Origin of the sequence: Fusobacterium sp. DD2 (assembly GCF_018205345.1) — a bacterium.
GTDB lineage: Bacteria > Fusobacteriota > Fusobacteriia > Fusobacteriales > Fusobacteriaceae > Fusobacterium_A.
On sequence record NZ_JADRHM010000059.1, the window covers coordinates 1 to 14,685 of the forward strand.

The following is a 14,685-nucleotide window of genomic DNA, read 5'->3' on the forward strand; positions in this document are numbered from 1 at the left end:
CTTTCTATTCTGTGCACATTCAAACTTCATTCCTGCAGTTCTTGTTATATTCATATTATTATCAACTATAAGCACATCAAGATTATTCTTTTCTGCAAATTCCATAACCTTTTCAGTAGCCATAGTGAAAAATGCTGTTGAATACATATCTGATAAAAATGCGTTATCTGTAACTACCACTACCATTTTTTTACTAGATACTGGATATCCAGTAGTCTTATCCAAAATATGGTGGTATCTTTTTCCATCGATTTCAATATAAGTTTGATAATCTCCAGAAACACCCATTCCCTGGTCATCTAGTTCTATTACTCCAAGTAAGTCCTTAGGGTTTTGAGGATTTTCCACTCCTATTCTCCAATTTTTACCATCTGGTTTTGTATTAATTGTCTCAATACTAGAAATTGAAGATATAAAAGCACTATTTACGCCCATTTTCTTCATTACCTGCTTTGCCTGCTCTACTGCATATCCTTTTAAGAAAGAACCTGTATCTACTTCCAATCCCTTTTGAGCATAGTAAAGTTGATTTCCATCAAGTATAACTTTTGAAAAGTCCACTTTTTTTATAGCTTCCTGAAGCTCATCATAAGTAGGTACCTCTTTACGTTCCTTTTGACCAAAATCCCACACATCAAGAACAGGGCCTATAGTAACGTCATAAGTTCCTTCAGAAAGCTCGTAAACGTCCTTTAAACTCTTTATAAGGTAAATTCCCTCATCATCTAAAGTTACTTTACTTACTTCTCCTCTGTTAAGCTTATCTATTACACTTCCCTTAAACTTGCTGTTGTATTTATGGTCAATTCTCTCTATCTCATCAAAAGCAGCATTTATAGCTTTTTTTGCATGATTTTCATCTTTATCGTAGACTGTAATATTTATATAAGTCCCAAATAAAAATTTATCTTCCTGGATTTTCTTTACAGTATCACTTTTCTCGCCACAAGCAAGAATGAATATTGGCAATATCAGTATGGCCAAAATTCTTCTTATCATCATTATTCACCAACTTTAGTGTCAACTATTTCATATCCTATTTTTCCATCTAGAATCTCTCTAAGAGCCTTTTTAACATTAGTGTCTTTTTTACTGCATTTAGTTAGTACTGGAGCACCATTAGCGATTTCTCTAGCTCTTTCACCACTAACTATAGTTAAAATATACTTGTTTGAAATTCTTTCTAATAATTCATCATACACTATCTCTTTTTTCATACTTTTCTTCACTCCTATTGTCTTCCTTCTTCAATTATCTTTCTAAGTGCAGCACAAGATTCCTCAATTGTATTATTGATAATAGTCACTTCATAATATTTTTCATATTCAAGTTCTTTAAGTGAGTTCTTTAGTCTAAGCTGAATAGTCTCTTCACTATCAGTTTTTCTTCCTCTTAATCTCTTTTCAAGTTCTTCCTCAGTTGCAGTTTTAAAGAAAACTAAATGTGCTTCTGGATACTTTTCTTTAACCTGAAGTCCACCTTGTACATCTATTTCAAGTATAACATCTTCTCCATGTAAAAGTCTACTTTCCACTTCAGATTTTAAAGTTCCATAGTAGTTTCCATGCACTGTTGCATACTCTAAGAATTCCCCATTCTTTTCTTTTCTTATAAATTCTTCCTTAGTTAAAAAGTAGTAGTCTCTACCATTTAACTCTCCCTCTCTAGGAGCTCTCGTAGTAGCCGAAGTAGCTAAGTTAATTCCAAGTGCTTTGCGTACCAGTCTGCAGATTGTTGATTTTCCAGCTCCGCTTGGACCTGATACTACATACAGATGTCCTTTTTCTCCTCTACTCATCTTTATCTCCTTTCTCTATCCTTGCTGATATTGTTTCTGGATTTATTGCTGACATAATAACATGATTAGAATCTGTTATTATGAGGGTCTTAGTTTTTCTTCCAAGTGTGGCATCAATAAGCCTATTCTGTTGTTTAGCCTCATCTCTGAGTCTTTTGCTAGGAGCAGAATCTGGATTGATTATAGCGATGACTCTCTCTCCCATAACCATATTTCCAAAACCTATATTAAGTGGTTTCATATTCCCTCCTACTCTATATTCATAACCTGTTCTCTGATTTTTTCAAGTTCATTTTTGCTCTCTACTATGAGTTTTGAAATATCATAAAGATTTGATTTTACACCAGTAGTGTTAAGTTCACGATATATCTCCTGTAAAATAAAATCAATTTTCTTACCAACAGGTTCAGTTGTTTTCTCAAGTTCTTTCTTTAATTGTACCATATGTGAGTCAAGTCTGGAAATCTCTTCTGAGATATCTGACTTGTCAGTGAAAAGAAGTATCTCTTTTAATATATCCTCTTCTTTAAACTGAATGTCCCCTCTTATGGTATCCAGTCTCTCAAGTAGCTTGTCTTTATAATCCTGTACTACTATCTTTTTATATTTTTTAATTTCAGATATTTTTTCTTCAAGAACAGCAACTCTTCCTTTAAGATATTCTTTAAGTCTTGCTCCTTCTTCTTCTCTGGTTTTGATAAATGGAACAAGAAGCTCTCTTAATTTTCCAAGTATAAAATTGCTATATTCCTCGTCATCTGTTTCAACGTCATTTTTCTTAACAACATTTAAATTTCTAACTAAAATATCCATTTTATTAGTGAATTTCTCACCAAATTCCTTTTCCATCTCTGAAAGTACTTTCATATAAGCTTTGCTTTGAGCTTTGTCATAATCAAAAATATTCCCTTCGTCTCTCAGATCAGAAAATTCAATCTTAACATCCAGTGAACCTCTGCTCACTTTAGAGGCTATTTCTGCTCTGATAGCTCCCTCTAAAAAATTTAGACTGTATGGAAGTTTTATTTTTAAATTTAAATTTTTATTATTCACACTTTTTATCTGCATATTCAAAGAATAGTTTTCATCCTGATAAACTAATTTTGAATAACCTGTCATACTTTTCATTAGCTACCTCCATCCAAAAAAGACCAAATAGATAGAGGAATAGGCGACAGTGTCGCCTATTTTCTCCCTATATATTTAAACTAGTCTTGTTTAATCTCATCTTCAATGATTTTTTCTCTGACTTTTTTGTAAGCACTAAATCCTGTACCAGCTGGTATTTTCTTACCAATGATAACATTTTCTTTAAGTCCTTCCAAATAGTCAACCTTACCTTCAATTGCTGCATTAGACAATACTTTAGTAGTTTCTTGGAATGATGCTGCTGATATGAAGCTTCCTGTGTTAACAGCTGCTTTTGTAATACCTTGAATTACAGGTTCATACTTAATTTCAGGTTTTCCAATTGCACGAAGTCTTTCATTTTCTGCATCTACAAGATTTCTTTCAACTACTTCATCTTCTAGGAACAATGATGCTCCAGAATCAACTACTCTTACCTTTTTAAACATTTGTTTAACGATAATTTCAATGTGTTTGTCATTTACAGTAACACCTTGGTCTCTATATACTTGTTGAACTGATTCAAGGATAAATTGTTCAGCTGCTACAAGTCCTTTAATATTCAAGATGTCAAATGGAGATATAGCTCCTTCAGTAATTTTGTCTCCTGCTTTAACTAGCATTCCATCAGTTGCAACTAGACGGTCTGCTACTGGTACTAAGTATTCTTTTACCATATCTGGATCTGTTTGAGATTTGATTAAGATTACTCTCATACCTTTTTTCTTCTTACCAGTTACTTCAACTTTACCATCAACTTCAGTAAGCATAGCTTTTCCTTTAGGGTTTCTAGCTTCAAATAGTTCTTGAACTCTTGGAAGACCTCCAGTGATGTCTTTGTTTCCAGCACCTTGTTTGATGATCTTAGCAATAGTTTGTCCTTTTTGTACCATATCCCCTTCTCTTACCATTAAGAATGCTCCAAATGGAATTGGGTAGCTTCCAATTTGATTTCCATCGTTATCAAATACTACTACTCTTGGGTTGATGTCTCCAGATTCAACTGGTTTAACTGCCATGTATTCTGTAACGTCATATTTTTCGTCATAGTTTTCTTTTACATACAGTTCTCTATATTCGATTCTACCTGCTTGGTCAGCAATTATAGGTATATGGAATGGGTCAAATGTCATTAGGATATCTCCCTCTTTAACCATATCTCCCTCTTTAACCTTTAATACTGATCCTGAGTTAACTTCGTAGTCATAGTTTCCAATGATTAATTTAGCTCCTTGGCTAACTACTACGTCTTCTCCAGTTTCTTCGTTTTTCAATATTTTTATATCTCTAAATGTAACTTTACCGCTGTTATCAGCTTTAGTTGATGTTACAAGTGTTGCTGCTGTTGCAACTCCTCCTGTATGGAACGTTCTCATTGTTAGCTGAGTACCAGGTTCCCCGATTGATTGTGCTGCCACAACTCCAACAGCTTCTCCAAGAAGAATTTCTTTATGGTTAGATAAGTCCATACCATAACATTTTCTACATACTCCTTTTTCAAGAGCACAAGTTAATGGAGATCTGATCTTAACTTTCTTAAGTCCAGCTTCCTCTATCTTCTTAATCATTTCTTTTCCAACCATATCGTTTCTCTTACCGATTGTTACACCGTCTACAACGATATCTTCAGCTAGAACTCTTCCATTGATTCTTTCTTTTAATTCTTCAATTACTTTACCATCTGAAACTAGATCTCCAACTTCAATTCCCTCTAATGTTCCACAGTCTTCAGCATTAACAATAACTTCGTGAGAAATATCAACTAGTCTTCTTGTTAAGTATCCTGAATCGGCAGTTCTTAGGGCAGTATCTGCTAGACCTTTTCTAGCTCCGTGTGATGACATGAAGAACTCTAATACTGTTAGTCCTTCACGGAAGTTTGCTTTGATCGGTACTTCGATAATTCTACCTTGTGTGTCTGCCATGTTTCCTCTCATTGCAGCAAGTTGTCTCATTTGAGATTCGTTACCTCTGGCTCCTGAAGTGGCCATCATGTAAACTGGGTTGAATTGATCTAGTCCACGCATCATTGCATCTCCAACGGCTTTAGTAGCTTCAGACCATACAGTGATAGTTTTTCTATATCTTTCTTCGTTAATAATTTTTCCTGCTTTATAATCAGCATCTATTTGAGCAACTTCAGCATCAGCTTTATCCAGGATATCTTTCTTGTTAGCTGGGATTTCTAGGTCTTCTATACCTACTGATACCCCTGCCATAGCACCATAGTGGTATCCAAAGTTCTTAATCTTGTTGATTAATTCAGCTGTTTCTGTAAATCCGTGCTCATCATATAATCTTGCAATTAATTTCTTAAGTTGTTTTTTACCAAATGTTTCATGATATTGTTTATCAATTTCTGGTAAAAGTTCATTAAACATAAGTCTTCCTGGAGTAGTTTCTACCATTTCTCCATTGATTCTTACTTTAATTAAAGCGTGAGTATCTAATACTCCATTATCATATGCACTTAAAGCTTGAGCGATATTAGAGAACATTTTTCCTTCTCCTTTTGCTCCTGCTCTATCTTTTGTCATATAGAAACATCCCATAACCATGTCTTGAGATGGAACTGCTATAGGTTCTCCATTTGATGGAGAGATGATATTATTTGGTGCAAGCATTAATAGTTTTGCTTCCATTATAGCTTCTGGAGATAGCATTAAGTGTACTGCCATTTGGTCTCCGTCGAAGTCAGCGTTAAATGCTGAACATACTAATGGGTGAAGTCTAATTGCTTTACCTTCAATTAAAACTGGTTCAAATGCTTGAATTGATAGTCTGTGTAGTGTGGGAGCTCTGTTTAATAAAACAGGGTGGTCTTGAATTACATCTTCAATTACGTCCCAAACTCTATCGTCTGCATCTTCAACTAATTTCTTAGCAGTTTTTATATTAGTAGCAAGCTCTCTTTTTACAAGTTCTCTCATAATGAAAGGTTTGTAAAGTTCAAGTGCCATTTTCTTAGGAATTCCACATTGGTTCATCTTTAATGATGGTCCAACAACAATTACCGATCTTGCTGAGTAGTCAACTCTTTTTCCTAGTAGGTTTTGTCTAAATCTACCTTGTTTACCTTTTAACATATCAGATAGTGATTTTAACTCTCTGTTGTTTTGAGCAACTACTGGTTTTCCTCTTCTACCATTATCTATTAAAGCGTCAACAGCTTCTTGAAGCATTCTTTTTTCGTTTTTAACAACGATTTCAGGTGCTCTTTTTTCAAGAAGTTTTTTAAGTCTGTTGTTTCTGTTAATAACTCTTCTATATAAATCATTTAAGTCAGAAGTAGCAAATCTTCCTCCATCTAGCTGAACCATAGGTCTTAAATCAGCTGGAATTACTGGAACATTTTTAAGAATCATCCATTGAGGTTTGTTGTCAGAAGCGATAAAGTCTCTAACAATTTTTAATCTCTTAACGATTTTCTTTCTCTTTTGTGCTGAAGTTACATCTTCTAACTCTTTTTCTAATTCATCTTTTAATTTTTCAAGATCAATTTTTTCTAATAACTTTAATACAGCTTCTGCTCCCATTAAAGCTTCAAATTTATTTCCGTATAATTGCTTGTATAATTTATATTCTTTTTCAGTTAGTATTTTTCCTTCTTTTAAGTTGCTTTCTCCAGTTTCTGTAACTATATATCTAGCAAAATATAATACAGATTCAAGTTCTTTTGGAGATAGCCCGATTATAAGTGCCATTTTATTTGGTGTTCCTTTAGAATACCAAATATGAGCAACTGGTGCAGCAAGAGCAATGTGTCCCATTCTCTCTCTTCTCACCTTAGATTTAGTTACTTCTACCCCACATTTTTCACAAACTAAACCTTTATATCTCATTCTTTTATATTTTCCGCATCCACATTCCCAATCTTTTGTTGGTCCGAATATTCTTTCGCAGAAAAGTCCATCGTTTTCGGGATTTAAAGTTCTATAGTTGATAGTTTCAGGTTTTGTAACTTCTCCGTGTGACCATTCTTCGATCTTTTCAGGAGATGCCAATCTAATTCTTATTTTCTCAAAACTTCTAATTTCCATTAAATACAAAGCCTCCTTATTGAGATAAAGCCATAATTGATGACGAAAGGCCGACCAAAATCCTTAACTTTCAGTCAGCTCCTCCGTTCCTATTTATTCTTACTTATTTATTTTTACTGTTCTTTGAAATCATCTAAAGGAGAGTATTCTGTAGTTATTTCTTCATTACTTAACTCGTCATCTACATTGATAACGTTGTTATCTCCATCAAATAATTCTACGTCAAGTGCTAATGCTTGGAATTCTTTTAATAAAACTTTGAATGATTCAGGTAAGTCTGCTTCTGGCATCTCTTCACCTTTAATAATTGCTTCATAAGTTTTTGTTCTTCCCATTACGTCGTCTGATTTAACAGTCAACATCTCTTGAAGTATGTTAGATGCTCCATATGCTTCTAGTGCCCAAACTTCCATTTCTCCAAGTCTTTGTCCACCAAATTGAGCTTTTCCTCCAAGTGGTTGTTGAGTAACTAATGAGTAAGGTCCAATAGCTCTTGCGTGCATTTTGTCCTCTACCAAGTGGTGTAATTTTAACATATACATTATACCAACAGTTACTGGACTATCGAATTTGTCTCCAGTTCTTCCGTCATATAGTGATACTTTACCACTTCTAGGGAATCCCATTTTTTCAAGGTAATCTTTAACCTCTTCTTCAGAAGCCCCGTCAAATACTGGAGTTGCAATATGAGTTCCACCGTTGTAAACTCCCATAGCCATTCCTAAGTGTACCTCAAGTACTTGTCCAATGTTCATACGTGATGGCACTCCTAGAGGGTTAAGTACAACGTCAAGATGTGTTCCGTCAGCTAAGAAAGGCATATCTTCAGCAGGTAATACTCTTGATACAACCCCTTTGTTTCCGTGACGTCCTGACATTTTGTCTCCAACAGTTATCTTTCTCTTTTCAGCTACAAGTATTTTGATTGCTCTGTTTACTCCAGCTTTTAAGTCGTCTCCGTTTTCTCTAGAAAGTTCTAGAATTTCTACAACTGTACCTTTAGAACCATGTGGCATTCTAAGAGATACGTCTCTTACATCTCTTGCTTTTTCTCCAAATATAGCTCTTAACAGTTTTTCTTCAGCAGGTGGTTCAGTTTCTCCTTTAGGAGCTGTTTTACCTACTAAGATATCTCCAGGTCCAACTTCAGATCCTATAGTAACTACTCCGTTAGCATCAAGATTTCTTAATGCTTCTTCAGAAATATTAGGAATCTCTCTTGTGATCTCTTCATCTCCAAGTTTTGTATTTCTAGCTTCTATTTCATATTCTTCAATGTGAATAGATGTAAATACGTCATCTTTTCTCAATCTATCTGATATCAAAATAGCGTCTTCGTAGTTATATCCTTCCCAAGGCATGAATGCCATAAGAATATTTCTTCCAAGTGCTAAGTCTCCACCTTTAGTAGCTGGTCCGTCAGCAATAATGCTTCCTACTTTTACTTCTTCTCCAACTGATACTAGTGGTGTTTGATGTAAGCACATTGATGAGTTTGATCTCTCATAGTTTAACATTCTATATTTATGTTCTTTACCGTCATTATCTTCAATAATTATTTTACTTGCATCTACATAAGTAACTTTTCCATCTACTTTAGAGATTACAAGTGCTCCTGAGTCTACAGCAACTTTTCTTTCAAGTCCTGTTCCAATGTATGGAGCTTCTGGTCTTAATAATGGTACTGCTTGTCTTTGCATGTTTGATCCCATAAGTGCTCTGTTGGCGTCGTCGTGCTCTAGGAATGGGATAAGTCCTGCTGATACAGATACCACTTGTTTAGGAGAAATGTCTAGATAGTCAACTTTTTCTCCTGGTATACTTACGATTTCATGTCCAAATCTACATACAACTTCTCCAAGAAGTTTGTGATTATCATCTATCTTAGTATCCGCTTGTGCTATAAATAATCCTTCTTCTTCGTCAGCTGCTAAATAATCTATTTTATCAAAGTTTGCTACACCATTTTCAACTTTAATATATGGAGTTTCGATAAATCCATATTTGTTGATTTTTGCATATATAGCAAGTGATCCGATAAGTCCAATGTTTGGTCCTTCTGGAGTTTCTATAGGACAGATTCTTCCATAGTGAGAGTCATGTACGTCTCTAACCTCGAATCCTGCTCTTTCTCTTGAAAGTCCTCCAGGTCCTAATGCTGATATTCTTCTCTTGTGAGTTAATTCAGCAAGTGGGTTTGATTGGTCCATAAATTGAGACAATTGTCCAGATCCAAAGAAATCAAGAACTAATGCATTTAAAGGTCTTGTATTAAGTAGAGATTGTGGTGTAAGAGTTTCTGCATCTTGAATTGTCATCTTCTCTTTTACCATTTTTCCCATCTTAGAAAGTCCAGCTTTTATTTGCATTAATAAAAGTTCTCCAACTCCTCTTACACGTCTGTTGCATAGGTTATCTATATCGTCAATATGTCCATTACCATTGTTTAGGCCAATAACATATTTCATAGTAGCTATGATGTCTTCTTTTGTAAGTAGGATGTTGTCTTCAGGAACATCTATCTTAAGTCTCTTATTCATTTTGTATCTTCCAACTGGCTCAAGGTCATATCTTTGAGGGTTGAAGAACATTTGTCTTATAAGAGATCTAGCAGAATCTATTGTAACGATGTCTCCTGGTCTCAATTTCTTGAATACTTCAGTTACTGCATCTTCTTTAGTTAGGGTAGTGTCATTTAAAACTGTGTTTGCTAGTAACTTGTCTTCAGGTCTTACTTCCCAGTAAGTAATCTTTTCGATTTTGTTATCTATAAAGCTTACTATTGCAGCTTCATCAATAACAGCACCTTGTTCTAATATTATTTCTCCTGTCTCTTCTGAGTAGATATCTTCTTTTATAAAGCTTCCTTCTATTTTTGTTCTAAGAACACTTATTAACTCTTCCTTATCTTTACTATATTTTTGGAATATAGGAGTCAATTCTAATTCCTTAGTTTTCAAAAAGTAATCTTTTATCTCTGTATTATCATTAAAAAAATCAATAGCCTTCAAGAATACAGTAGCAAGAACTTTTTTCTTTCTGTCAATCTTTATACTTAAAAAGTCATTCTTGTCAGTTTCAAACTCAAGCCATGTTCCTTTATATGGAATAATTTTTCCTGAGAACAGGTCTTTACCAGTTTGAATATTCATTTCTTTGTTAAATGATACTCCTGGAGATCTATGTAACTGTGATACAACAACTCTTTCTGCACCATTAATTACGAATGTACCTCTCTCAGTCATCATTGGTATTTCACCAAAGTAAACTAGAGATTCTTGTATCTCATTTCCACTTTTCTTATTAGTTAGTCTTAGTCTTACCTTTAAAGAAGCTGAGTAAGTCTTACCTCTTTTTTTACATTCAAGCTCATCATTTAATGGTGGCTCTGCTTCATGTAATTCATAAGATACATACTCTAACTTGATATCTCCATTAGAAGATTCAACAGGGAAAATTTCTCTAAAAGCTGATTCTAACCCCTTGTCTTTTCTATTATTTGGAGCTTCTTTAGCTTGTAGAAAATCTTCATAGGAATCCAATTGGAACTCAAGAAAATGAGGCATTTGTCCTCTCTCTTTAATCCTTCCAAAATTCAATCTTTCAACGAGTTTCCCCATTAATTCACACCCCTTATCAATCTTAAAATTTAATACCTAATCACTTGAAAATAACAGGCTACTTTATTTCCAAATGATTAATTATCACTCTTCCAAAAATACAAATTTAGTTTTAGGCTTAATAATTAGGAAAAAGGCACTCGTGAGAGTGCCTATTTTTTTTAAACCAAGATAAGATTTTTGTTCTTAAGCAACCTAAATCTAAAAACTATTTAAGTTCTACAGTTGCTCCTGCAGCTGTTAATTGTTCTTTCATAGCTTCTGCTTCTTCTTTAGCAACTGCTTCTTTGATTACTCCACCGTTGTCTACTAATTCTTTAGCATCTTTTAATCCTAATCCAGTTATTGCTCTTACTTCTTTGATAACTCCGATTTTCTTGTCTCCTGCAGATACTAAAACAACATCAAATTCAGTTTTTTCTTCTGCTGCTGCTTCTCCTCCTGCTACTGCAACTGCTACTGGAGCTGCTGCTGTTACACCAAAGTGCTCTTCTAAAGCGCTTACTAATTCTTTTAATTCTAATACTGACATAGCTTCGATATCAGCAATAAATTGTTCTTTATTAAATGCCATTTATTTTTCCTCCTTAATTATTTCGAAAATTTATCTAATTATTTTTTCATTCTTTATTTTTAAATCTAAATCAGCACATTTTGTAATTGACCAAAATTATTCAGCTTGTGCTTCAGCTTCTTTTTTATCAGCAATTGCCACAGTTGCGTAAGCAAGTTTTCTGATTGGTCCAAGCATAGTGTTAAGTAACATAGAAAGTAATTGTTCTCTTGAAGGTAATTTAGCTAGTGCTTCAACTTCAACAGTTTCAACTCTCTTTCCATCTAATAATCCACCTTTAATTTTGAAGACATCTTGTTTAGCTTTAGCTTTATCTTTTGCTAATTCGTAAACAAATTTAGCTGGTGCTACTGGATCATCAAATCCAAAAGCAAATGCTGTTGTCCCCTCTAATAAATCATCAAAAGAATCTTCTACTCCAGCTTCTTTTAATGCTATTTTGAATAATCTGTTTTTTGCAACTAGATATTCTGCTCCTGCTTCTCTAACTTTCTTTCTTAATTCAGTTTCTTCGTTAACAGTGATACCTTGGTAATCTACTAAAACTACTGATTTAGAATCTTTTATTTTTTGTGTTAGTTCAGCTACTTGGTTTATTTTTGCTTGAGTTGCCATTCTTTGATTCACCTCCTCTTTTTTCTAAAAATTACCTCCGTGCCAAAGATAAGAACGGAGGTTGTAATCAAACTATGAGGCTAGCGAAACCTTATTCCAACCTCGGTAGGATACTTTAAGGTTTACAACCACCTACGGTCTTTGGTTTGGATCTATATTAAATTATTTATCCAACATATTTTGCTACTAACGCAGGGTCCATTTTTACTCCAGGTCCCATTGTTAATGATACTGCTACAGTTCTTAGGTATTGTCCTTTAGAAGTAGCTGGTTTTAATCTGTTGATTTGTCCCATGAAAGTTTTGAAGTTTTCTTCGATTTTTTCAAATGGGAAGTCAGCTTTACCGATTGGTACGTGAATTGATCCTAATTTGTCAACTCTGAAAGCTAATTTACCTTTTTTAAATTCTTTAACTGCATCTGCAACGTTTGGAGTTACAGTTCCTGATTTAGGGTTAGGCATTAAACCTTTAGTTCCTAATATTCTTCCTAGTCTTCCGATCTTAGGCATCATGTCTGGAGTAGCTATAACGATATCGAAATCTAGCCATCCTTGTTGAATTTTTTCTATATACTCTTCAGCTCCTGCATAATCTGCACCTGCTGCTAAAGCCTTTTCAATGTTTTCTCCTGATGTAATAGCTAGGATTCTAACTGTTTTACCAGTTCCGTGAGGTAATACAACTGTACCTCTAACTTGTTGTTCAGCATGTCTTGGGTCTACTCCAAGTCTTAATGCTACTTCAACAGTTTCGTTGAATTTAGCTGTTTTAGTCTTTAGAACTAATTCTAAAGCTTCTTGTACATCATAAAGTTTTCCTGTTTCTATTAACTTAGCCATTTCTAAGTATTTTTTTCCTCTATGTTTTGCCATATTTTTAATTTCCTCCCTTTGTGGTTACGCGGATTACCTCCTACCACTTAATTATGAAACAGTCCATTCTGTTTCCAAAACAAATTAATTAGTCTACTATTTTTATTCCCATTGATCTTGCTGATCCAGCTATAATTCTCATAGCTGCTTCTACTGATGCTGCATTTAAGTCAGGCATTTTTGTTTCAGCAATTTCTCTTAATTTAGCTGTTGTAATTTGTCCAGCAACTTCTGTTTTTGAGTTCTTAGCTGCTGTTTTAATTCCTGCTGCTTTCTTTAATAAGTCTGATGCAGGTGGAGTTTTTAGTATAAATGTGAAGCTTCTGTCGTCATATACAGAAATTTCAACTGGGATTATCCATCCTGATTTATCTTGAGTTTTTGCATTGAAAGCTTTACAGAATTCCATGATGTTAACTCCGTGAGCTCCTAATGCTGGTCCAACTGGTGGAGCTGGGTTAGCCTTTCCTGCTGGTAATTGTAGTTTTATAATTTGAATTACTTCTTTTGCCATTTTTAAAAATTACACCTCCGAAAAATTGTGGTAATGACGGTGTCATTCTCCCACTAACAAGAGCCAATTATGCCTTTTGAACATTGTCAAAGTCAAGTTCTGCTGGAGTCATTCTTCCGAACATCTCTATCATTACTTTAACTTTCTTTTGTTCCATATCTATTTCTACCACTTTACCTTCCTGACCTGCAAATGATTCATCAAGAATTCTTACATAGTCACCAACGGCAAAGTCTACTTTTACAACTTCTCTGATCTGTTTTTCTTCCTCTGGAACATCGTATCCAATTAGATCAAATATATGTCTAACTTCGTCTTCTTCCATAGGGATAGGGTCAGATCCAACTCCGACGAAACCTGTAACACCGTTTGTGTTTCTTACAACATACCAAGCTTCAGAATCAACTTTATAGTTAATTCCTTCGTTACTTTCCTCTCTTGTAGCTACCATTTCAAGCATTACATATCCAGGAAATAACTTTCTGGCAACAGTTTTCATCTTCCCTCTTACTTCTTCTACTGTCTCCTCTTCAGGAACAAGAATCTTAGTTACGATATCTCCCATTCCAAGAGTCTCTATTTTCTGTTCAAGGTCTGTTTTTACTTTTTTTTCATACCCAGAATAAGTATGAATCATAAACCATCTTTTTACTACGGTTTTTTCCATTATTCTACCCTCCAAAGAGAGATACTAAAATTTTTAATAGTCTAGAAGCAATTAAATCGAAAACTCCCAAATAGATACTGAGTACCAAGCTCATAGCTATTACCCAAAGAGTTGAATTTTTTATCTCCTCTTTGTTAGGCCATTGAACCTTTGAATACTCCATTTTTATTCCTTGAAAAAGATTCATCTAATCACCTTTTGATTTGACATTATAGATTATAAAAAAATGGCAGGTCAAGAGGGATTCGAACCCCCAGCCCTCGGTTTTGGAGACCGATGCTCTGCCAGTTGAGCCATTGACCTGCACGTTGCAAAACTAATTATTTCTTAGTTTCTTTATGTAAAGTAACTTTTTTGTCCCACTTACAGTATTTATTAATTTCTAATCTTTCTGTAGTATTTTTCTTATTTTTTGATGTGCTATAGTTTCTTCTTTTGCACTCTGTACATTCTAATTGAATATTTACTCTCAATTTTACACCTCCACTCATAACGGTATCATCTAGATCCTCCCATAAGCAAAAATAGCTATATGGTAAAAAAGAGTTTATATCTTGCTTTCTAAGACTTGAATATATTAACATATATTCTGACATTTGTCAAATATTTTTTTATTTTTTTGTACTCTCCGACTATATTATACATTAAATTAAAAAGCTTGGCAAGTTCCTATCCTCCCAGGTCGTCTCCAACCAAGTACTTTCAGCGTTTACAGGCTTAACTTCTAGGTTCGGAATGTGACTAGGTGTACCCCTGTAGCTTTTCTTACCAAGCTATATGTCTTATGTTTTATCGCTGGTTTCATTACTGTTGCCAACTATTTAACATAGGCATTTGAAACTATATAGCAAATGA

Annotated in this window: 14 protein-coding genes, 1 tRNA gene, 1 rRNA gene and 1 other annotated feature; all 16 genes read right to left on the reverse strand. The window is 34.3% G+C overall.

Annotation, left to right across the window (positions count from 1 at the left end):
• A partial coding sequence (locus IX290_RS08810) for an FAD:protein FMN transferase (protein ID WP_211492849.1) occupies nucleotides 1–999 on the reverse strand: 999 nt, incomplete at its 3' end.
• 2 nt (nucleotides 1,000–1,001) lie between these two features.
• Nucleotides 1,002–1,217, reverse strand: coding sequence for a DNA-directed RNA polymerase subunit omega (gene rpoZ, locus IX290_RS08815; RefSeq protein ID WP_211492850.1), 216 nt, complete (start codon nucleotides 1,215–1,217; stop codon nucleotides 1,002–1,004).
• 14 nt (nucleotides 1,218–1,231) lie between these two features.
• Nucleotides 1,232–1,798, reverse strand: a complete 567-nt coding sequence (gene gmk, locus IX290_RS08820) for a guanylate kinase (RefSeq protein WP_211492851.1) — start codon at nucleotides 1,796–1,798, stop codon at nucleotides 1,232–1,234.
• Complete coding sequence (locus IX290_RS08825; protein WP_211492852.1) at nucleotides 1,791–2,039, reverse strand: DUF370 domain-containing protein; 249 nt, start codon at nucleotides 2,037–2,039, stop codon at nucleotides 1,791–1,793. The genes gmk and IX290_RS08825 overlap by 8 nt, the downstream gene beginning before the upstream one ends.
• Nucleotides 2,040–2,047: 8 nt before the next feature.
• Nucleotides 2,048–2,926, reverse strand: coding sequence for a YicC/YloC family endoribonuclease (locus tag IX290_RS08830; protein WP_211492853.1), 879 nt, complete (start codon nucleotides 2,924–2,926; stop codon nucleotides 2,048–2,050).
• An 80-nt stretch (nucleotides 2,927–3,006) separates the two neighbouring features.
• Entirely contained in the window at nucleotides 3,007–6,966 is a 3,960-nt protein-coding gene (gene rpoC / locus IX290_RS08835; protein ID WP_211492854.1) for a DNA-directed RNA polymerase subunit beta', read from the reverse strand.
• A 113-nt stretch (nucleotides 6,967–7,079) separates the two neighbouring features.
• Nucleotides 7,080–10,586 carry a DNA-directed RNA polymerase subunit beta gene (gene rpoB / locus IX290_RS08840; protein WP_211492855.1) on the reverse strand — a complete coding sequence of 1,169 codons (3,507 nt, stop codon included), beginning with the start codon at nucleotides 10,584–10,586 and terminating at the stop codon, nucleotides 7,080–7,082.
• Between the two features lie 208 nt (nucleotides 10,587–10,794).
• Nucleotides 10,795–11,160, reverse strand: coding sequence for a 50S ribosomal protein L7/L12 (rplL, locus tag IX290_RS08845; RefSeq protein WP_211492856.1), 366 nt, complete (start codon nucleotides 11,158–11,160; stop codon nucleotides 10,795–10,797).
• A 96-nt stretch (nucleotides 11,161–11,256) separates the two neighbouring features.
• Nucleotides 11,257–11,775: a 50S ribosomal protein L10 gene (gene rplJ / locus IX290_RS08850; protein ID WP_211492857.1), complete on the reverse strand. Its 519-nt coding sequence runs from the start codon at nucleotides 11,773–11,775 to the stop codon at nucleotides 11,257–11,259.
• Nucleotides 11,776–11,794: 19 nt separating this feature from the next.
• Nucleotides 11,795–11,938 (reverse strand) — a sequence feature (ribosomal protein L10 leader region).
• A gap of 3 nt (nucleotides 11,939–11,941) precedes the next feature.
• On the reverse strand, nucleotides 11,942–12,649 hold the full coding sequence (gene rplA / locus IX290_RS08855) for a 50S ribosomal protein L1 (RefSeq protein WP_211492858.1): 708 nt from the start codon (nucleotides 12,647–12,649) through the stop codon (nucleotides 11,942–11,944).
• An 88-nt stretch (nucleotides 12,650–12,737) separates the two neighbouring features.
• Nucleotides 12,738–13,163: a 50S ribosomal protein L11 gene (gene rplK, locus IX290_RS08860; protein ID WP_211492859.1), complete on the reverse strand. Its 426-nt coding sequence runs from the start codon at nucleotides 13,161–13,163 to the stop codon at nucleotides 12,738–12,740.
• A gap of 67 nt (nucleotides 13,164–13,230) precedes the next feature.
• Nucleotides 13,231–13,830 carry a transcription termination/antitermination protein NusG gene (gene nusG, locus IX290_RS08865; RefSeq protein ID WP_211492860.1) on the reverse strand — a complete coding sequence of 200 codons (600 nt, stop codon included), beginning with the start codon at nucleotides 13,828–13,830 and terminating at the stop codon, nucleotides 13,231–13,233.
• Between the two features lie 4 nt (nucleotides 13,831–13,834).
• Complete coding sequence (gene secE, locus IX290_RS08870; RefSeq protein WP_211492861.1) at nucleotides 13,835–14,017, reverse strand: preprotein translocase subunit SecE; 183 nt, start codon at nucleotides 14,015–14,017, stop codon at nucleotides 13,835–13,837.
• Between the two features lie 40 nt (nucleotides 14,018–14,057).
• A tRNA-Trp gene (locus IX290_RS08875) sits at nucleotides 14,058–14,133 on the reverse strand.
• A gap of 17 nt (nucleotides 14,134–14,150) precedes the next feature.
• Nucleotides 14,151–14,303, reverse strand: a complete 153-nt coding sequence (gene rpmG, locus IX290_RS08880; protein WP_035960606.1) for a 50S ribosomal protein L33 — start codon at nucleotides 14,301–14,303, stop codon at nucleotides 14,151–14,153.
• 183 nt (nucleotides 14,304–14,486) lie between these two features.
• Nucleotides 14,487–14,603, reverse strand: a 5S ribosomal RNA gene (gene rrf / locus IX290_RS08885).
• Between the last annotated feature and the right edge of the window lie 82 nt (nucleotides 14,604–14,685).

Bases quoted from the DNA above. Each gene is read 5' to 3' on its own strand.
- rpoZ (WP_211492850.1), bottom strand. From the start codon at position 1,217: ATGAAAAAAGAGATAGTGTATGATGAATTATTAGAAAGAATTTCAAAC.
- gmk (WP_211492851.1), bottom strand. From the start codon at position 1,798: ATGAGTAGAGGAGAAAAAGGACATCTGTATGTAGTATCAGGTCCAAGC.
- IX290_RS08825 (WP_211492852.1), bottom strand. From the start codon at position 2,039: ATGAAACCACTTAATATAGGTTTTGGAAATATGGTTATGGGAGAGAGA.
- IX290_RS08830 (WP_211492853.1), bottom strand. From the start codon at position 2,926: ATGAAAAGTATGACAGGTTATTCAAAATTAGTTTATCAGGATGAAAAC.
- rpoC (WP_211492854.1), bottom strand. From the start codon at position 6,966: ATGGAAATTAGAAGTTTTGAGAAAATAAGAATTAGATTGGCATCTCCT.
- rpoB (WP_211492855.1), bottom strand. From the start codon at position 10,586: ATGGGGAAACTCGTTGAAAGATTGAATTTTGGAAGGATTAAAGAGAGA.
- rplL (WP_211492856.1), bottom strand. From the start codon at position 11,160: ATGGCATTTAATAAAGAACAATTTATTGCTGATATCGAAGCTATGTCA.
- rplJ (WP_211492857.1), bottom strand. From the start codon at position 11,775: ATGGCAACTCAAGCAAAAATAAACCAAGTAGCTGAACTAACACAAAAA.
- rplA (WP_211492858.1), bottom strand. From the start codon at position 12,649: ATGGCAAAACATAGAGGAAAAAAATACTTAGAAATGGCTAAGTTAATA.
- rplK (WP_211492859.1), bottom strand. From the start codon at position 13,163: ATGGCAAAAGAAGTAATTCAAATTATAAAACTACAATTACCAGCAGGA.
- nusG (WP_211492860.1), bottom strand. From the start codon at position 13,830: ATGGAAAAAACCGTAGTAAAAAGATGGTTTATGATTCATACTTATTCT.
- secE (WP_211492861.1), bottom strand. From the start codon at position 14,017: ATGAATCTTTTTCAAGGAATAAAAATGGAGTATTCAAAGGTTCAATGG.